General features: G+C 55.0%; 17 protein-coding genes. 10 read left to right on the forward strand and 7 right to left on the reverse strand.

Annotation, left to right across the window (positions count from 1 at the left end):
• Positions 1–8: 8 nt before the first annotated feature.
• The 5 genes from FRD01_RS09485 to FRD01_RS09505 form a co-directional block, all read right to left on the reverse strand.
• Positions 9–932 (reverse strand): phytoene/squalene synthase family protein, encoded by a 924-nt coding sequence (locus FRD01_RS09485; protein ID WP_146959152.1) that lies wholly within the window; start codon positions 930–932, stop codon positions 9–11.
• The gene (locus FRD01_RS09490; RefSeq protein ID WP_146959153.1) at positions 929–2,449 is read right to left on the reverse strand and encodes a phytoene desaturase; all 1,521 of its coding nucleotides are present in this window, start codon (positions 2,447–2,449) and stop codon (positions 929–931) included. The genes FRD01_RS09485 and FRD01_RS09490 overlap by 4 nt, the downstream gene beginning before the upstream one ends.
• Positions 2,450–2,559: 110 nt before the next feature.
• Positions 2,560–3,159, reverse strand: coding sequence for an ATP-dependent Clp endopeptidase proteolytic subunit ClpP (gene clpP / locus FRD01_RS09495; protein WP_146959154.1), 600 nt, complete (start codon positions 3,157–3,159; stop codon positions 2,560–2,562).
• Positions 3,160–3,168: 9 nt separating this feature from the next.
• On the reverse strand, positions 3,169–3,960 hold the full coding sequence (gene tatC / locus FRD01_RS09500) for a twin-arginine translocase subunit TatC (RefSeq protein WP_146959155.1): 792 nt from the start codon (positions 3,958–3,960) through the stop codon (positions 3,169–3,171).
• Positions 3,957–4,346: a Sec-independent protein translocase subunit TatA/TatB gene (locus FRD01_RS09505; RefSeq protein ID WP_146959156.1), complete on the reverse strand. Its 390-nt coding sequence runs from the start codon at positions 4,344–4,346 to the stop codon at positions 3,957–3,959. Before FRD01_RS09505 ends, tatC begins: the two co-directional genes overlap by 4 nt.
• Positions 4,347–4,405: 59 nt before the next feature.
• On the opposite strand from FRD01_RS09505, the gene FRD01_RS09510 reads away from it, so the two are divergent.
• The 8 genes from FRD01_RS09510 to FRD01_RS09545 all read left to right on the forward strand — a co-directional run bounded on the left by FRD01_RS09510 (position 4,406) and on the right by FRD01_RS09545 (position 13,257).
• Entirely contained in the window at positions 4,406–5,728 is a 1,323-nt protein-coding gene (locus FRD01_RS09510) for an MBL fold metallo-hydrolase (protein ID WP_146959157.1), read from the forward strand.
• A 41-nt stretch (positions 5,729–5,769) separates the two neighbouring features.
• Complete coding sequence (locus FRD01_RS09515) at positions 5,770–7,434, forward strand: serine/threonine protein kinase (protein WP_146959158.1); 1,665 nt, start codon at positions 5,770–5,772, stop codon at positions 7,432–7,434.
• 137 nt (positions 7,435–7,571) lie between these two features.
• Complete coding sequence (locus tag FRD01_RS09520) at positions 7,572–9,557, forward strand: choice-of-anchor D domain-containing protein (protein WP_146959159.1); 1,986 nt, start codon at positions 7,572–7,574, stop codon at positions 9,555–9,557.
• A gap of 81 nt (positions 9,558–9,638) precedes the next feature.
• A complete protein-coding gene (gene kal / locus FRD01_RS09525; protein ID WP_146959160.1) occupies positions 9,639–10,028 on the forward strand; it encodes a 3-aminobutyryl-CoA ammonia lyase in 390 nt (129 codons plus the stop codon).
• Positions 10,025–10,840 (forward strand): 3-keto-5-aminohexanoate cleavage enzyme, encoded by an 816-nt coding sequence (gene kce / locus FRD01_RS09530; protein ID WP_146959161.1) that lies wholly within the window; start codon positions 10,025–10,027, stop codon positions 10,838–10,840. Before kal ends, kce begins: the two co-directional genes overlap by 4 nt.
• A gap of 248 nt (positions 10,841–11,088) precedes the next feature.
• Positions 11,089–11,376, forward strand: coding sequence for an HU family DNA-binding protein (locus FRD01_RS09535; protein ID WP_146959162.1), 288 nt, complete (start codon positions 11,089–11,091; stop codon positions 11,374–11,376).
• Between the two features lie 82 nt (positions 11,377–11,458).
• On the forward strand, positions 11,459–12,187 hold the full coding sequence (locus FRD01_RS09540; protein WP_146959163.1) for a TlyA family RNA methyltransferase: 729 nt from the start codon (positions 11,459–11,461) through the stop codon (positions 12,185–12,187).
• On the forward strand, positions 12,184–13,257 hold the full coding sequence (locus tag FRD01_RS09545) for an MJ1255/VC2487 family glycosyltransferase (RefSeq protein ID WP_146959164.1): 1,074 nt from the start codon (positions 12,184–12,186) through the stop codon (positions 13,255–13,257). The genes FRD01_RS09540 and FRD01_RS09545 overlap by 4 nt, the downstream gene beginning before the upstream one ends.
• 2 nt (positions 13,258–13,259) lie before the next feature.
• Here FRD01_RS09545 and FRD01_RS09550 read toward each other — a convergent pair whose 3' ends face one another.
• Both FRD01_RS09550 and FRD01_RS09555 read right to left on the reverse strand, forming a co-directional pair.
• The gene (locus FRD01_RS09550) at positions 13,260–14,696 is read right to left on the reverse strand and encodes an amidase (protein WP_146959165.1); all 1,437 of its coding nucleotides are present in this window, start codon (positions 14,694–14,696) and stop codon (positions 13,260–13,262) included.
• A complete protein-coding gene (locus FRD01_RS09555; protein ID WP_146959166.1) occupies positions 14,696–14,902 on the reverse strand; it encodes a hypothetical protein in 207 nt (68 codons plus the stop codon). The genes FRD01_RS09550 and FRD01_RS09555 overlap by 1 nt, the downstream gene beginning before the upstream one ends.
• A 187-nt stretch (positions 14,903–15,089) precedes the next feature.
• Here FRD01_RS09555 and FRD01_RS09560 point away from each other — a divergent pair, with 187 nt between their 5' ends.
• Together FRD01_RS09560 and cysS are read left to right on the forward strand one after the other, a co-directional pair.
• Positions 15,090–16,397 carry a hypothetical protein gene (locus FRD01_RS09560; protein WP_146959167.1) on the forward strand — a complete coding sequence of 436 codons (1,308 nt, stop codon included), beginning with the start codon at positions 15,090–15,092 and terminating at the stop codon, positions 16,395–16,397.
• A 17-nt stretch (positions 16,398–16,414) separates the two neighbouring features.
• Entirely contained in the window at positions 16,415–17,941 is a 1,527-nt protein-coding gene (gene cysS, locus FRD01_RS09565) for a cysteine--tRNA ligase (protein ID WP_249756143.1), read from the forward strand.
• Positions 17,942–17,978: the final 37 nt, after the last annotated feature.

Consider the following 17,978-nt stretch of genomic DNA (forward strand, 5'->3'; position numbering starts at 1 on the left):
ATCGGCTGTTAATGTACGCCCGGGAGTCCTCTCAACGGCGCGTGAAGCCTCTGATCGTGAGTCTCAGCTTCTTGAGCAGGTTGCACAAAACTGACTACCGCGCTGCAAATCCATGCGATTTTCCCGGGGAGACTCACCCATACACGGCCTTTGGTTGGATCCGCATTGCCTCGCAACACCTTGAGCCCAATTCCTCGGTAGAGGCGACTCGCCACAAGGATGGCGAATCGAGAGCGTGCGGGGATAAATTTCATCCCGATTTGTGCAGACTCATAGTAGCGCTCGGCGAGCTCCAAAACGTCAACGATCACGGACTTGAGCGCCGCATGTTCTGCACTCCCACTCAAGACCGATTCGCTCGTGATACCAACGCGATTGAGCCTTTCAGCAGGTAGATAGACACGGCCCCTAGCGGCATCTTCCACCACATCACGGCAGATATTTGTGAGCTGCATCCCCACGCCCAAGTCGATCGCGTGCGCCATCGCTTTAGGGTCCTTAACTCCGAGAATTGGGCACATCAAAAGGCCCACCACACCCGCCACGCGGTACGAGTATCGAAGAAGGTCTTCATCACTCTGGAAAATCACCCGGCCAAGGTCAGACTCCACACCTTCAATGAGCTCGTAGAGCCCTTGCACGTCCAAGCCGCGGCGCTCGGCCATCTCCAAAAAGGCGGTCACAACGCGCGCTGTCTGCTCGTCCACCAGTGCGTCTTCTTCGCCCGCGAGCATCTTCCTGAGTCCAGTGAGCTTCACCCTCGCCACATCGGCGTCAGGGGCTTCGTCGGCCATATCGTCGATGACGCGGCAGATCGTGTAGAGAACAGCCGCATCATCTCGCTGGTCCGGCGCAAGGAAGAACGCAGCCCACCGAAACGAGCGTGCGTGCTTCGAAAGCGTCTGCCTCGAAAGTCGAACAATATCGCTCACGCCGACTTCCTCAGCTTAAGTTCCGGAAGAGGCAGCCGCTCAGATGGCGAGAGATGAGGCACCACTCGCTCCAAGACCTTTGATGTGCAGAGAACGCCCGGAACTCCGGCTCCCGGATGCGTTCCAGCGCCTACAAAGTAGAGCCCTTTCACGTCTTCGGACTCGTTGTGGTAACGGAACCATGCGGACTGCTGCAAAATGGGTTCAGGCCCAAAGGCCGCACCGTCAGCCGAGCGCAATTCCTCTTCGAAATACGTCGGGGTGATGAACTTGGACGTGACGAGGTTTTCGCGAAGCCCTGGCAGCATACGCTTTTCCAACGATTCCATAATCCGGTCGAAATAGGCTTCGCCCTCTTTCTCCCAGTCGATGCCGCTCTTGGTGTTCGGGACCGGCGAAAGCACGTACATGTTTTCATGCCCTGGAGGTGCTACGCTTGCGTCACTGCGGGTCGGGGCGTGCAGGTAAAGCGAGAAATCATCAGCGAGAACTTTCTTATCGAAAATATCGTCGAGCAGGCCCTTATAGCGAGGTCCGAGCACGATCGTGTGGTGTGCCTGCTCAGGCCAAATCTTCTTGGCCCCGAAATAGGCTACAAAAAGACTCATCGAGTTCTTGACCCCGTTGACCTTTCGGTTCGAGTGCTTCCGACGATTTTCCGGCGCCACCATCGTGCGGTAGGTCATGGTCGGGTCTGCGTTGCTAACCACGAAACTCGCCTCAAATCGGCGACCGTCTTCAAGGCGAACGGCACTCGCCTGCCCGTTTGTCACCTCGATCTCAGCAACCGGCGCATTGTAATGCACCTCCACCCCAAGCTCGTCGAGGAGGCGCGTCAACGCGTTGACCAGTGCGGTGGTCCCGCCTTTGGCGTAATGAACACCCCACTTTCGCTCGAGCCAGTGAATCAGCATATAGATCGAGGTCGCTCGGAAGGGGTTTCCGCCGATCAGAAGTGGCTGGAAGCTGAAAGCCTGCCTGAGCCGCTCGTCTTTGATGTACTTGGAGACGAGCCCGTACACCGAGCGATAATTCTCAAGCTTCATCATATCCGGCACGACTTTAAGCATGTCGGTGACTTTGCCAAACGGAATATCGGCGAGCTCTGTGTAGCCTACGTCGAAGATGCGGCGGGAATGCTCAGCGAGCTTTAGGTAGCCATCCACGTCTTCAGGGTTGAGGTCGCGGATGTTGGCGAGAAGCCTTTCCTCGTCCCCAACATAGTCAAACTGAGAGCCGTCGTCGTACATGATGCGGTAGAAAGGATCGACCGGCATCAGTTCGTAATAATCTCGCCAGTCTCGCCCCGCTGCTTCGAAAAGCTCCTCGAAGAGATAAGGTGCGGTGATGACGGTTGGTCCGGCATCGAACGAAAACCCATCTTGTTTGAAGACCCGAGCTCGCCCGCCGGCTTCCGGCAATGCCTCCAAGAGCACAACTGGATAACCGAGTACACGCATTCGAATGGCGGCCGAAAGCCCCCCAAACCCACTCCCGATGACAACTACTGGCTTCATTCACATACCTCTGACATTCGTCGTTCTGAGCATCTCATTGTTCTCGCACTTATGATGCTCAGGGTCGGCCGCAGATACATCGGACCCCTACTTTTTGAACAGGGTTGGACCTAGCCGAGCTTTGGACGGTGCTCGATCACGTGGTCGATAAGCCCGTACTCTTTGGCTTCTGCCGCACTCATGTAGTAATCACGGTCGGTATCTTTATCGATACGTTCTGCGGCCTGGCCTGTGTTTTCGACCAAGATCTCGTTGAGTCGCTCTTTGAGCCGCAGAATTTCACGTGCCTGGATCTCAATATCAGTCGCCTGGCCACCGATACCACCCCGCATCAAGGGTTGGTGAATCAGGATCCGTGAGTGTGGCAACGCATAACGCTTGCCCTTTTGGCCTGAGCTCAACAAAAGCGCGCCCATCGAAGCGGCCTGCCCGAGGCAAATCGTACTCACCTCTGGACGGATGTATTGCATGGTGTCGAAAATCGCCAAACCCGCAGTCACACTGCCACCCGGCGAGTTGATGTAGAGGTCGATGCCCTTCTCAGGATCTTCGCTCTCAAGAAAGAGCAACTGAGCAATGATCGAGTTTGCAATATCGTCGGTTACTGGCGTGCCGAGGAACACAATCCGGTCCTTAAGCAATCGACTAAAAATATCCCAACCGCGCTCACCGCGATGCGTTTGTTCAACCACATAAGGTATAAAAGACATAAATCCTCTCTATGTTTCGCTCATCGCGCTCTCGCGCGCTGCTTTGCGCTCATTTTGGCGCGTGAAGTACCATGCGACGCCGATCGACAAAAAGTATAAAACGGATAGCGGAAGAGCCATCAGGACCTGGGTAATCACGTCAGGCGGCGTCAAAATAGCGGCCACAATGAATGAAGCCACCACGGAATGGCGCCAGTACGTGATCAAATGACGGTGCGTAATCAGCCCAACTTTGGCCATAAACGACGTCACGACAGGCAACTGAAAGATGATCCCAAATCCAATCAAAAGTTTTGAGGTCAGCCCGAGGTATTCGCTCATCATCAACTCGGGTTGAGACACCGTCTCAGAAAACCCAAGCAGGAATTCGTAGCCTTGCGGCATGACCACCACAAAACAAAAGGTCGACCCTAGGAGAAAGAAGAAGAACGACGAAACCATGAACGGGAGCAAGGTCTTTTTCTCGTGGTCGTAGAGCCCCGGTGAGACAAAAGACCAGAGCTGGAAAATCACCACCGGCAGCGCGATAAACACACCGCCGAGGATCGATGTCTTCAAGAGCACAAAGAATGGCTCAGCCAGATCCTTGTGGTGCATTTGCGCCAGATCGGCTTCGGAAGCGGCATTCTGAAGCGGGATGAGTAGGAACTGAAAGAGAGGCTCGGCCCAAGTCCAGCAAATCCCGAATCCTACAGCGATCGCCACAAAGGATTTCAAGAATCTCACACGGAGTTCTCGAAGGTGCTCAAACACGCTCATTCGCGCATCGGCATAAGGATCTGGTGTCTCGTCAACGCTCATATCGTTTCGATGTAGGGGATGTGAAGGTAGACTTCGCGCATCTTCTCAACAGTCTTGCGCTCACTTAATTCCACTTCGGTAATTTCATCGCTCTTTAATCTTGGCGAACAGGAACTCAACTTGATATCTCGCTGAGGCGTTGGGTCTGGAACCCAATCCTGCTCTTCTTCCATCGCGGGCTGAGACGCGCGAGGCTGAGGCTTCGGGCGCGCCGAGGGCCCGGGATCGTCGATCATCAGCGCATCACGCATCATATTGCTGGCTTTGCGCACCTCTCGGATACCCTTTCCGAGCATTCTTGCGACGTCAGGAATTTTCTCCGGACCGAGCACCACAAGTGCCACTGCCAAGATTAACAAAATTTCTGTGAGCGAGAATCCAAACATACTAACCTCTGGAGCGGTGTACCATTGACGCCCATGCAAATCTAGCTCAGCACTTTACTATGCTCCAAACATCCATCATAGCTTTGAGCCGCGGCTCACTCGTATTCATGGCGCGGCGGCGCCCGGAAATGACCTTCTTGGGCGGTCATTGGGGTTTCGTTGGCGGTCGAGTCGCCGACGACGACCATAGCCACTCTGACCCATTTCTAGCGTGCGCGCTTCGAGAAACATTTGAGGAAACTGGAGTCGTCGCAGACGCCGAAGCCTTGCGGCTCATCGGAGATTGGCGCAACCCAGATTGGGCGCCTTTTCGCTACCACTCGCGATTTTACGAGCTGCAATTAGGCGCGGAAGCGGAGCCTGAGATTAATCACGAGTTTGACGACTCCTGCTGGATTCGGCCCGCAGACGCGCTCACGATGTGGGCGCGCGGCGAGTGGCTCCTCTCAGACCCAATCCGGGCGGTACTCGAACACCTAGACGGCGCTGAAAACGCGTGGCCACAGTTCTCTGCCGGTACCCACTTTTCAGACAACCAAATCTTCCCCGGTGTCTGGCTTCTATCCGTGCGCTCAAAGACGATTCCCGCGGGTATGCACACGCCAGGGCTCGAGCACGAGCCGATGGCTCTCGGGCTTCGTACCAACACCATCGTGCTCGAAGGTGACTCGCTCTTTGTGATCGATCCTGGCTCGGATTCCCCAGACGATCACCAACGGTTGAACGCGTTCATCCGCTCGACCGGAAAAGCTGTCGAAGCCGTCATCCTCACGCACCATCATCCCGATCACGTTCAGGGGCTAGAGGCGCTCAGACAGGAATTCCCGGCCGAGGTCTGGGCACATACGCACACGCTCGATGAACTTGGACTTCAAGGGCGAGCTCTCGAAAATCTGGAGTTCACGGTCGGAGGTAACCGATGGGCGATCCACCCCACGCCGGGTCACGCCCAGGGGCATTTAATCCTGCATTCACCCACCCTGAACACGATTATCTGCGGGGATATGATGGCTTCGGTGGGTACGATTCTTATCTCCCCTCAAGATGGGAACATGGCGGACTACCTGCAGAGCCTCGAGTCCATGAAGGGCCTGAGTCCAAAGACGATCATTCCCTCCCACGGTTGGCCGTTTCCCGACGCGCAAGCGCGCATCCAACACTATATCGACCACCGTCTTCGACGAGAGCAAAAGATCGTTAACGCCATGAATTCAACGCCACAATCCCTCGACGAGTTGCTCGCGGTAGCTTACGCCGACACCCCTCGTTCTGTTTGGCCACTCGCCCGACTGAGCCTTGAGGCACACCTCGACTTCCTCGTAGAAAAGCGTGTCGCAAAGGTGGAAAACGGCTTTTTCGTACTCGCCTTGGCGGACGCTTGATTCAAGGGTAGGCTTCGATTCCCCAAGTTGTTTTAAGGACTATGAACACTCAACGAACTCGAGCAGGAGAGCGCATCGGCGACACCTATACGGTGGATAAATTGATTGCGCGTGGGGGATTTAGCTCGGTTTATCGCGGAACTCGACTTGTGGACGGCCGCGAGGTGGCCATCAAGATCTTGGAGTTGGACTCCAAGGTGGAAGCCACGTGGGTGGAGCGATTCGCGCGGGAAGCGCGTCTGATCAACCAGCTCAAGCACCCATCCACCATTCGAATCTTAGATTTTGGGCAGGGTGATCGCTTCCTCTACCTTGTGATGGAGTACATCAAAGGTCGCTCACTTTCCCGTCAGATCAAGAAGTTTGGGGCGCTCAGCGCAATCGACACCGCCAAAGTCACCCAACAAATCTTGGAAAGTCTCGAAGAGGCTCACTCATTGGGCATTCTCCACCGAGATTTAAAGCCCTCCAACATCATGCTTGGACGCGATCAAGACGGTGAGATCTACGTCAAAGTCTTGGATTTTGGGGTGGCGAAGATTCTCGACCCTAGCCCCGACGTCGATATCGCACTCACTCAGGTCGGTGCATTTGTTGGCACGCCGCGCTACGCATCCCCAGAGCAGATGCGGCGCGAAACCTTGAGCGTTTCCTCGGATATTTATGGCGTTGGGATGGTGATGTGGGAGTGTTTGGTGGGAGATCCTGCTGTTCCCGGAGTCGACTACCAAAGTGCGGTGGCTGGCCACCTCAGTTCCACACCATGGCGACTCCCTTCTTCGATTGAATGCCCTCCCAGACTTGCCGCTATTCTTCACCGGTCGCTCGAGAAGTCGCCCAGCGGGCGCTATCAGAGCGCTACGGCGATGCGCGCCGATGTCGAGGCGTTTATTGCCGACGAGCTCGGTTTTGAACCACCGACGATCACGGGCCATTTCGAAGGTTTGGAAAGTGCGAGCGAGTTCGAAGAAATCTCCGATCCGATCTTCGACTTTGAACCCGATGGTGGATGGTACAGCCCAGAAGCCGCCTCAGAAGAAGTGCCGCTCCTGCAACCGGCCCGCCCGCCAAAACCGGTTTCCAAGCCGAGGGTGAACAAAGCGCAGGAGATTCCTGTCGCGGTCGCCCAGCGCGTTCCCGATGAGCCTCCAAAACAAGATTTGGCGTTTAACCCTCGCAACCAAGGGCCAAGACCAACGATCGAGAATAACGCCTCGTCGCGCGGAGCTTCGAAGGCTGCGCCCGTATTTATCGCCTTGCTCGCACTCGTTTTGGTCGTCATGGGAGCTGGTCTTGCTTTTTTTGTGAGCTATTCAACCATTGAGGGGCCGGAACCCATGGCAGAAATCATCGAGCCAGACGACCACGGTCCACCCGCTATCTCCCGAGACCTGGTTCTCCTCGCCATTCGCACCGGAGGTTGGAGCGTTGGTGCGACCGAAGAGTCGAGCTTTGAGGATGTCCGCCAAACAAGCTTCAAAGCATCCAAGGACCGCCGAAACGTCTTTGTGACCATCTATGAGTGTTCGAATCAAAAACTTGTCGATGACCTTTTGGCCAGCGTCACATTCCCAGATGAAGCGATTTCGTACGGCAAAACAGTGATCAAGGTTTCGCCCACTAAAGAGGACCTCCTGCCAGTCAACGGCATGATGGAGCTCCTCAAAACCTTTGAAGATACCCTTCGAAAAGACGGCCATCTTTGAAAAATTCAAAATTATTTTACCCAAAAACCTACATGGTGCGTAGATGTAGGAGAAAGCGTTGACTCTAGTGGAGTAGCTCCCTATAGTGCGCCCCTTGATTAACCGCCCTAGTTTGCACGGGTACACCAGGAAGTAAGATGATCAATAACGTAAAGCATTTGAGTTGGTTGGCAGTAGCTGGCGTCCTCTTTGCCGCAGCCTGCTCTGACGACGAAGGAAAAGATGGCAATATCGGCGAGGTCGATACCGGACAAATCAGTGTTATTCCTAACCCTGTTCAGTTCCCGGACGTTCCGCTCGGCGGAAGCCAGGAAGAGACGATCATCATCAGCAATGTCGGTGACGGAACCTTGAACATCACGTCGATCGAGTTGGTTGAAGATACTGACTCAGATGCTGGTGGCGTGGAGTTCCAAAAAGGGACCTGGCAAAACACCGCTGAGATCGCTCCTGGCGACCAGATCATTTTGACAATAGCTTATACGCCACTTGACCAGAATCCGGACAACGGGCGCCTGATCATCAAGAGCAACGATCCAGACGGAGACTTGGAAGTGCCGATTCAGACGGCCGACCTTGCTCCTAGCATCTCCTCGACGCCGGTCGTGAACTTCCCTCGCGTTGCTCCCGTCACTGAGACCACACGCAACAAGTCATGGCAGTTCCTTGACGTGCAGAACATCGGTCTGGCTCCGCTTGAAATCAGCCGGGTGGTTGTTTCACCTGCAGACAGCGACTTCTCAATCTCGTTCCCTGAGACCAAAGACGTGATGGTCGACCCTGCAACCGATGGCACCGAGCCAACGAGCACCGTTGCTCCAGACGAAATCTTCCCAGTTCGCGTGTACTTCAACCCACAAGACAATCTTCCTTCATCGGCAGATCTGATCTTCTTCAGCAATGACCCAGAGAAGGGCCAGTACACCGTGTCTCTTCAAGGAAACAGCGGCGCTCCATGCATGCGTCTGAGCCGCGAAGATGAAATCAACTTCGGTGAAGGCGGAATCGGCTACGCGAATAGCCGTACCATCACCATCGAGAACTGCAGCCCAACTCAAGACCTCAAAGTTTCTGAGATCTCGATCACTGACGATGGCGGTGGCGTATTCGACCTCCGCGATGGATCTCTTCCAGAGGGACTTCCGGACGCTGAAGCTGTGATTCCTCCAGACAACACGGCGAACTTCGTCGTCACCTACACCCCCACCGCTGAAATCGTCTCTACAGGCGAGCTTACCGTGCGCTCGAACGACCCTTCGAAGGCTAACCTTCGAGTTCCAATCGTTGGAAAAGGCACCACGAACGTCTGCCCACAAGCTATCGCTCAGGGCCGCATTCAGGAGCAGAACGGTACCGCGATCGGTCCGTATCGCCAGCAGTTGAACACGATTCCTTTGAAGTACATCGGATTCGACGCAACGCAATCAACCGACCCGAACGGCTCCATCGCGAGCTACGAGTGGACCATCGTTCAGCGTCCTCCAAACTCGACAGCTCGCCTTGAGACGTCGAACACAGTGCCTCAGCCAACTATGTTCCTCGACCTTGCTGGTACGTACATCGTTGAGCTGACTGTTTATGACGACCAGGGCCTCTCGAGCTGCAACGATGACGAGACTCGTCGCGTTACCATCCTTGCTACGCCAGACGAAGACATCCACGTTCAGCTTGTTTGGGACACCCCAACCGACGCTGACCAAGAGGACACCTTCGGAACAGACCTTGACTTGCACTACCTGCATCCAAACGGTCGTTGGAACAACGCACCATGGGATATCTTCTGGAGAAACCGCACAAGCGATTGGGGCTCCTCCGGCGCTGCTGACGACCCAAGCCTCGATATCGATGATACCGACGGTTCCGGTCCAGAGAACGTCAACCACAACAACCCCGAGAGCGGACTCTCGTACCAAGTCGGTGTCTACTACTACGCTGACAAAGGCTTCGGTCCTAGCTACGCGACATTGCGTATCTACATCCAAGGCCAACAGCGCTACGAGTGGAGAAACGAGTACCTCGCAAGCACTGGCACCTTCTGGCGCGCTGCTGCGATCTCCTGGCCATCGGGTTCTATTACAGCCCTGAACCAGAAGCAGCAAGGCTTCCCAGGAACCACTCCCTGATCTCCTCCAACTAGGTTGAGTAAGTTCATACGGCGCGCTACGGTGCGCCGTCTTTGTTTCTTGTGACCTGCGGAGCATCGGATGGAATCTACAATTCGTTTGAGGATCGGTATGGAGATGGCCCACTACGCCGGCAATCTGGTGGATGGCGCCTTTATGTTGAAATTGTTTGGAGATGTCGCCACAGAACTCCTAATCCGCCATGATGGTGATGAAGGACTCTTTCGCGCTTACGACTCCGTTGAGTTCCTGGCACCTGTGCGAGCGGGGGACTACATCGAGGCGCGCGGAAAGATCGAATCTGAAGGTCGAACGAGTCGCAAGATGAGCTTCGAGGCATGGAAGGTGATCGAGCTCATCGAAGGCGCGGAAGCACCGTCTCAGGCGCATGTTCTCGATCCACCGGTGTTGGTTTGTCGCGCTTCGGGAACCTGCGTGGTGCCCATTGAACTTCAACGGAAAAAATCATGAAGCCTCTTATCATTACCGCAGCCGTCAACGGCGCGGAAACTATGCGCGAGCAAAATCCGGCCGTTCCCTACACACCGGAAGAGATCGCCCTTGAAGCGAAGCGATGTCGAGATGCTGGTGCAGCGATGGTTCACGTGCACGGGAGAAAGGAAGACGGGACGCCTACGCAGGACCGTGAGACCTTCTCAGCCATCCTCAGCGCCGTTCGAGATCAAACAGACGTACTTGTGCAGTTCTCGACCGGCGGAGCCGTCTGGATGGACGTGGAGACCCGTATCGAGGCACTCGATCTCAAACCCGATATGGCGACTCTCACGACTGGAACCGTCAATTTTGGGGAAGATGTGTTCATGAACCCACTCCCTCTGATTCGCACAATAGCTGAGCGCCTCAATACCTTTGGCATCCGACCAGAGATCGAGGTTTTTGAGGTCGGCATGTTAGAGACCGCATTTAAGCTCGTGGATCAGGGTCTTTTGCAAGCCCCACTCCACGTCGATTTTGTGCTCGGAGTCCCCGGGGCGATGGGTGGAGACTTACGAAACCTCGAATACCTTGTGTCCAGGTTACCCCAAGATTGGACGTGGTCCGTTGCTGGAATTGGCCGCTACGAGTTCCCTTTGGCCGAAGCTGCGATCCGAATGGGTGGCCATGTAAGAGTCGGACTCGAAGACAATATCTACGTCTCAAAGGGCGTACTTGCCCAAGGTTCGTGGCAATTGGTCGAAAAGGTCGCGCAAATGGCAAAAGAATTCGGCCGTCCTCTCGCAACGCCTGAAGTTGCCTCGGAAATCTTGCACTTAACAAAATAAAATCAACCACTTAACCACCACAAACCCTAACCCAGATAGTGTATTCCACATGCCTATTCGTGCCGATCATGAAGGTTTTTTGCGGTCTTCCGCAATTTTCTTTTGGAAATGCGCTTGACAAGGATCGGTGGGCATAATTAAATCCGCTACGTTTTCAAGCGGTAAGAGTCGAATCTCAGGAGGACGTGAGTCCTTGTGGGGTTCAAGTAGGTAAACTAGTTCAACTTAACCTTGATAAGGGGATTGACATGACGAAATCAGAATTGATCAACAAAGTTCACGAAAGAGCAGAAAACGAAGGCATCGAGATTACCAAGAAGGCAACGGGCGAGATTCTCGACCTTGCATTCGACGTAATTGCAGCTGCTATCGATCACGAGAAGCGTTTCTCGTACCCACAGTTCGGTACCTTCAGTGTTAAGCACCGCAAAGCACGCGAAGGCCGCAACCCACGTACGGGCAAGCCAATCAAGATCAAGTCTTCGTACACAGTTTCGTTCAAGCCTGCTCCTTCGTTGAAGGACCGCGTGAACTAATTCCAAGTTTTGGAATCTGTTCAAAAGAGGCATCCTTCGGGGTGCCTTTTTTGTTGCCACAAAGTCCCAGAACGCGAAGTACATGAAAGATAGACTCGATAAACTACTAGTGGACCGAGAACTCGTTGAGACTCGCTCGAAGGCAGCTGCCCTTATCATGGCCGGACAGGTCTACGTGGACGACGTCAAAGTTGAGAAGGCCGGCACTCGGGTTGATGAGGGCGCAACCATCGAGGTGCGCGGACTTCAGAATCCCTACGTTTCTCGCGGAGGACTCAAGCTTGAGGCGGCCCTCGATGCATTCGACTACGATTGCACCGACAAAGTCGTGATCGACGTGGGCGCATCCACCGGCGGCTTTACAGACTGCGTGCTACAAAGGGGTGCGGCCAGAGTTTATGCGGTTGACGTGGGGTATGGCCAGCTCGCGTGGAAACTTCGGCAAGATGAGCGCGTAGTTAACCTAGAGCGCACAAATATTCGAACCCTCGACGCGCTCCCCGAGACGTGCGGCCTCGCCGTTATCGACTGCTCGTTCATTTCTTTGGACAAGGTTCTGCCGCCAACCCTGCCATTTCTAGGGCCGTCGGCAGACGTGATCACCCTCATCAAACCTCAGTTTGAAGTCGGTCGTGACAATATTGGTAAAGGTGGTGTGGTTCGCGACCAAGACGCTCGAATCGGGGCCATCGAGGGCGTGATTTCAGACGCAGACACCCTTGGCCTTGAGTTTGTCAACGGAATCGACTGTCCGGTCCACGGTCCGGCCGGAAACATCGAGTACCTCGCCTGGTTCAGGAGAAAAGCATGAAGATTCTTTATGGTGTGGTGGGATCAGGAATGGGTCACGCCATTCGAAGCGCAGTCGTGATTCAACATCTACTCGATCAGGGCCATGAAGTTCACGCCGTAGCGTCAGGTGGGGCGGTGAAGTACCTGAACCAGAAGTTTGGGGATCTCACGGAGATTTGGGGGCTCGACATGGTGGTCGAAGACAACGAGGTCGACCGCCTAATGACTGGCGTAGAGAACCTCAAAGGCGCCATTCAAGGGCTTCCTGGAAACGTCAAAGACTTCTTTCAGGTCGAAGCAAAGTTCAACCCGGACGTGGTGATCAGTGACTTTGAGACGTGGACCTGGCTCTTTGCAAAGGCGTACGGACTGCCGTTGATCTGCGTAGATAATATCCAAATCATCAACCGCTGCACCCATGACCCTGAGATCCTGGTTGGCGCCTATGACGACTTCAAGCTCGCGAAGTCGATCGTCAAAGCCCGAACGCCTCACGCCAATGAATACCTGATCACCACGTTCTTCTACCCTGAAGTTAGGAAGCGCCGAACCAAGCTCGTGCCGCCGATCCTTCGTGAAACCATCTTGCGCGCGAGCCCCCGTCAAGGAGATCACCTACTCGTGTACCAAACTTCAGAGTCGTTTGGCTCGCTGCCTAATATGCTCAAGGAGCTCGAGGTCCCGGTCTTCGTCTACGGGCTGCGTCGTGACCTCAAAGAAGAACTTCAGGACGGCAATATCACGTACAAACCATTCAGCGACCAAGGGTTCGTTGAGGATCTGGCGAGTGCCAGGGGCGTCATCGCTTCTGCTGGATTTACGTTGATGTCGGAATCTGTTCACCTTGCCAAGCCCTACCTCGCGACTCCGATTCGCGGTCAGTTCGAGCAAATCATGAACGGGCGGTATCTCGAGAAGCTTGGCTACGGCATGAGTGATGAGAATCTCGACCTCAAGACCATTGAGCATTTCCTAAGAGAACTCCCAAGGTTTGAGGAGAATCTCGCGACCTATGCGCGTCACGATAATTCGCTCACGCTCGGTGCCCTAGATGAGTTCCTCGATAGAGTTGAAGCGGGAATGTTCTAAGTTCAATCCATCTCAAGGCCCAGAATATCCCAGTTCATTTTTGGTTTGGGCATTGCCGGCATGAGTTGGTCCAACGCTGCCCCATATCTCAAGACCGCTTCGTCGGCCCAAGGGCGCGCCATGATTTGCAGGCCGATTGGCAAGCCCGCGCGGTCCACTCCGCATGGTATCGAAAGCGCGGGAAATCCAGTGAGCGTGCCGCAAAATGTGTAGCGGGCAATCGCATCATTGAGGGCGGTGTCCACCTGCCCCTCTTTTTCAGCCGCCCGCTCGATCGGCCGAGCGGTACAGGCGAGCGTTGGGTTTAGGAAAAGATCATGTTCGCCGAACACGCCTAGGAACTCGTCGCGAATCAGACTTCGCACCCGCTGAGCGTGCAGATACTCAGCAGCGCTTACCCTCTCACCGACAGCCAGAAGCAAACGCGTGTCGAGGTTGTATTCTTCGCGATACTTGCGAAGAGAATCCGCCTGAGATGCCGCAGCTTCCGCCACAAACGTCACGTAGCCGACCTTTTGGATCAGTTCCACGTATTTGAGAGACACCTTTTCAACTTTCGCACCCATCTCGCGCAATGTGGCTAAAGCCTCGTGAAAGGCGCGCCTGACCTCTTCATCCGCGTCATCGGCGAACTCGGGACACCAGGCAACTTTCAGGTTCTTCGCCTTTGGGATTCGCAAGGTCGCGATCCGACGCGCGTGTGGTGCAAGTTGCGAGGCACGATCGCTCGAGTCTCGCCCGCAAGTCGCGTCGTAGAACATTGCCACATCATTGATGCTCGCCCCGAGTGGTCCGGCGTGGTCAAGACTCCAGGCCAAGAGCGCTCCTCCAGTGGTTGGCAAGCGCCCAAACGTAGGCTTAAACCCGTAGATCCCGCAAAGCGAAGCAGGCATTCGAATTGAGCCCCCTGCATCACTTCCAAGCGCGATTGGACAAAGCCCCGCCGCCACGGCCGCTGCAGATCCGCTCGAGCTTCCACCCGTCATCCGAAATGGATCGAAAGGGTTTCGTGGAGCGGGAAAATGAGGGTTGACGCCCACTCCTCCCATTCCGATCTCGGTCATATGGGTCTTGCCGAGGATGATGGCACCTTTGCGCCGCAATCTCTCGACGACGCTCGCGTCCTTAGACGCGGCACGCTGCCCTAGAAACGTGGTGCCAGCTCGAGTGCGATAGCCCTCCACATCGAATTCATCCTTGATGGCCACGGGCACACCGTCGAGCGCGCTTAGAGCCTTGCCCTGACGCCAACGCTCGTCGGACTCCTTTGCCGCGTCCAAGATCGCAGCGTCTCTCAGCTCGATGAAGGCACCGAGAGAGGGCCGAGCTCGGTCACTCTCACGAATGGCGTGAAGGGTCTTCTCGATGACTTCGCTCGGGCTTAGGCGGCCGGACTCATAAGCCTCGTTGTAGTCCTTGGAGGTGGGTCTAAAAAACATCAGTGCTCCTCACCTTCTGGATGTAGCGGAAGCGAGGCTGGCTCAGGGTTTCCGTGTTTTGACAAATCGAGTTCAAAGACTCGGTCGAGTCCCAGATCGGCGAAGAGCTGACGCTTGACAAGCTCGCCGCTCACGGGTGTCTCCGCAGCCCTTACGAGGCCTTTCAAAGCCATTCCCGTAAGAACTAGATCCTTTGTTCGTGCCATTCTTGGTCCTTTGCAGATGCTTTGCTCGCTTTTCATACTAATGCTTTCTCTCGATTTGTACACGCGGCGTCTGCGTTGAGAGGCTTGCGATCAAGGTGGTGCGGTGCTAATCAGGCAGTCCTTGCGGCCAGATAGGCTGGGCGCGTTTGCCGACATCATCCCCAAAAGGGACCACACTGAGTTAATCATGGAACTCCAGATCCTAGGTATTCTCTTGGCGATCGCCGTGGGCGCGATCCTTTTCCTCGTTCGAGATAATCTCAACTGGAAGAATAAATTCTTGGAAGCCGATGCACGTCCCTCGGGCAAGCGATCGTTGCCAACCAATGACGCACCGAAGTCTTCCAAAGAATCGACGCCAAAAGAGTCCAAATCCAAGCCCGAAAAAGCCGCCGATACGTCCAAGCTCGAAAAAGAACTCCAAGACGCCAAAGATGAAGTCAAGGAACTCAAGGCCAAGATCTATACGCTCAAAGGCGAAGTCAAAGACCTGAAGGTTGCTGAGTCTGAAGCGCCAAAGCCGATTGTAGGCTCCGACGACCTCTTCGAATTGCGAGAGGAACTCGCGCGAGCCAAGGCCGAAGCCGCTGAATGGAAGACAAAAGCTGAATCGAAGAAATCGGCCAAAACCGAGAAGACCGAAAAGGTTGAGCCTGTTGCGGCGACCGCTACGGTTATCAACGAAAAAGACGATGCCGAAGTCAAGGAGCTCAAGGAAGCCCTGCGCCGTGCAGAATCTCAGCTTGAGAGTGCACGACGCGACGCGAAGAAAGCTCAGGACGAACTCGATGCGACCAAGAAGCGCTCGAAGAAGAGTGGAAGCAACGTGGACAAGATGCGGCGCCAGGTCGAAAACAGCGACCGCGCCTACAAGATCACTCAGCGCCAGCTCGATATTTCTTTTGAGAAGATCGCCTATCTCGAAGGTAAACTGAACGAAGCTGGCGTGGTCTTTGAGACGCCTGAAGTGCCAGAACTCGTGCCTGCGCCTAGGAAGCCCAAAGCACCAGTTGTAGACGTGCGTGACGCGGTCCAAGAGCCGGTGGAAGAAGCGCCTGAGCCAGCCGAAACCGTAGTAGCTGCCGAGCCTGCTCCAGAAGCCGAGGCAGCAGCCCAACCGAAAGCAGCCGAGACAGAAAGTGAGGCTGCTGCTGAGCCTGAGGCAAAGGAAGAAGAGTCAGATGTGGCTCAACCCATCGTCAGAGCTAAGGCTCAGGTCCCGACGGAAATCGAGGCCCCTGAAGAGGTGAAGGCCCCTGAAGAGGTGAAAGCTCCCGAGGAAGCCGAGAAGAAAGATTCCAACGGGCAGACGAGCCTTCTGGACAGCAACCCTGGCGGACTCGCCTCCTTCCTCAAGGCAGCTGACGACGCCGCCAAAGAGGCCGACGACGATGATGACGTCAAGAAGACTCAATTTGGTATCCCAGGCGTGACCGAGTCGTCGCCAGCCCAAGAGGAATCCAGCGTCGATGACGGCTGGGCCGACCTCGAATAGTCGAAATATAAGGATTGATGATGACCCTGAAAACGCTGCGCGTCTTTGATACACTGAGTGATACCAAGAAGGACATTGTGCCGATTACCCCCGGCAAACTCTCAATGTACGTCTGTGGCGTCACCGTGTACGACCTCACCCATATTGGTCACGCACGCGTCTACATCTTTTTTGATGTGGTCCAACGCTTCCTTCGACACCTTGGTTACGAAGTCAAATACGTCCGAAATCACACGGACGTCGATGATAAGATCATCAAGCGGGCTGCTGAATTAGGCATGGCCCCTCTCGAACTCTCGGCGAAATTTATCGACGAGTTTCACGAAGACATGGGCCGCCTTCACGTCGCCGAGGGCGACGTTGAGCCAAAGGTTTCTGACCACATTCCACATATCATCGCCATGGTTGAGCGGCTGATCGAGCGTGGTCACGCCTATAACGCCAATGGCGATGTCTACTTCCGGGTCCAGAGTTTTGACGGTTATGGAAAGCTCTCGCACCGCAAACTCGAAGATATGGAAGCAGGCCGCTCTGGTCGTGTCTCGGATGACGAAGGTCAAAAGGAACATCCCTTTGATTTTGCACTCTGGAAGAGCACAAAAGGCGATGAGCTCAGCTGGGAGTCCCCTTGGGGCCCCGGGCGACCTGGATGGCATATCGAATGTTCGGCAATGAGCTCGGAGTATCTCGGGGAAACCTTTGATATTCATGGCGGTGGCCGAGACCTGATCTTCCCACACCACGAAAACGAAATTGCGCAATCCGAGGCGTGCTCTGGGAAAACTTTTGCAAACCACTGGATGCATATCGGCATGGTGAATGTGGCCGAGGTTGACGAAACGGGACGGAAGATCGAGCGCAAAATGTCCAAGTCGCTCGGAAACTTCTGGACAACCCGTGACGTGCTCAAAGGCTATCACCCTGAGGCGCTGCGCTATTTTGCGCACACCACGCTCTACCGAAATCCTGTGACGTACTCGTCGGATAATCTCGACGAAGCTACCCAACGAATCGAGTACCTCTACACGACGCTCGATCGCGTCCAAGACGCTTTGGCGAAGTCTGGCTTCTCAGACGATAACCCGCCCCCAGAGGCTCGATGGTACGAGAACAAGGGGCAGGTGCTTGAGGGATTCCAAGAGCGTTTGGAAGATGTGCTCTCCGATGACTTCAACACGCCACGTGCGTTGGCTCTTTTTGGCGAGGTTGCTCGAATCGGCAACGAGCTCACGGAGTCGAAGAAGAAACTCAACGACGAACGAGCGTGGACGCTCTGGCACGTCCGGGCATCACTCCTGCTCGCTGGCAAAATTCTCGGCCTCCTGGAACTCGACCCCAAGCAGGCTCTCGAAGAAATTCGAGACCTCAAGGTCGAACTCTTGGGTATCGACCGGGCACGTGTTGAGGAAAAAATCGAAGAGCGCCGTCAGGCCCGTGAAAACAAAGACTGGGCACAAGCTGACGCTGCTCGAGACGAGCTACTCGCCATGGGTATCGAGATCATGGATTCCCCCGAGGGCACGACCTGGCGCGTCACGACCTGAGTCTCGCATCTTCTCAAGCCTAGATGCATCATAGGGT

Origin of the sequence: Microvenator marinus (genome assembly GCF_007993755.1) — a bacterium.
GTDB lineage: Bacteria > Myxococcota_A > Bradymonadia > Bradymonadales > Bradymonadaceae > Allomicrovenator > Allomicrovenator marinus.

Excerpts from the sequence above, each read along its gene's own strand:
- FRD01_RS09490 (WP_146959153.1), bottom strand. The coding sequence starts at position 2,449 with ATGAAGCCAGTAGTTGTCATCGGGAGTGGGTTTGGGGGGCTTTCGGCC.
- clpP (WP_146959154.1), bottom strand. The coding sequence starts at position 3,159 with ATGTCTTTTATACCTTATGTGGTTGAACAAACGCATCGCGGTGAGCGC.
- tatC (WP_146959155.1), bottom strand. The coding sequence starts at position 3,960 with ATGAGCGTTGACGAGACACCAGATCCTTATGCCGATGCGCGAATGAGC.
- FRD01_RS09505 (WP_146959156.1), bottom strand. The coding sequence starts at position 4,346 with ATGTTTGGATTCTCGCTCACAGAAATTTTGTTAATCTTGGCAGTGGCA.
- FRD01_RS09510 (WP_146959157.1), top strand. The coding sequence starts at position 4,406 with ATGCTCCAAACATCCATCATAGCTTTGAGCCGCGGCTCACTCGTATTC.
- FRD01_RS09515 (WP_146959158.1), top strand. The coding sequence starts at position 5,770 with ATGAACACTCAACGAACTCGAGCAGGAGAGCGCATCGGCGACACCTAT.
- FRD01_RS09520 (WP_146959159.1), top strand. The coding sequence starts at position 7,572 with ATGATCAATAACGTAAAGCATTTGAGTTGGTTGGCAGTAGCTGGCGTC.
- kal (WP_146959160.1), top strand. The coding sequence starts at position 9,639 with ATGGAATCTACAATTCGTTTGAGGATCGGTATGGAGATGGCCCACTAC.
- kce (WP_146959161.1), top strand. The coding sequence starts at position 10,025 with ATGAAGCCTCTTATCATTACCGCAGCCGTCAACGGCGCGGAAACTATG.
- FRD01_RS09535 (WP_146959162.1), top strand. The coding sequence starts at position 11,089 with ATGACGAAATCAGAATTGATCAACAAAGTTCACGAAAGAGCAGAAAAC.
- FRD01_RS09540 (WP_146959163.1), top strand. The coding sequence starts at position 11,459 with ATGAAAGATAGACTCGATAAACTACTAGTGGACCGAGAACTCGTTGAG.
- FRD01_RS09545 (WP_146959164.1), top strand. The coding sequence starts at position 12,184 with ATGAAGATTCTTTATGGTGTGGTGGGATCAGGAATGGGTCACGCCATT.
- FRD01_RS09550 (WP_146959165.1), bottom strand. The coding sequence starts at position 14,696 with ATGTTTTTTAGACCCACCTCCAAGGACTACAACGAGGCTTATGAGTCC.
- FRD01_RS09555 (WP_146959166.1), bottom strand. The coding sequence starts at position 14,902 with ATGGCACGAACAAAGGATCTAGTTCTTACGGGAATGGCTTTGAAAGGC.
- FRD01_RS09560 (WP_146959167.1), top strand. The coding sequence starts at position 15,090 with ATGGAACTCCAGATCCTAGGTATTCTCTTGGCGATCGCCGTGGGCGCG.
- cysS (WP_249756143.1), top strand. The coding sequence starts at position 16,415 with ATGATGACCCTGAAAACGCTGCGCGTCTTTGATACACTGAGTGATACC.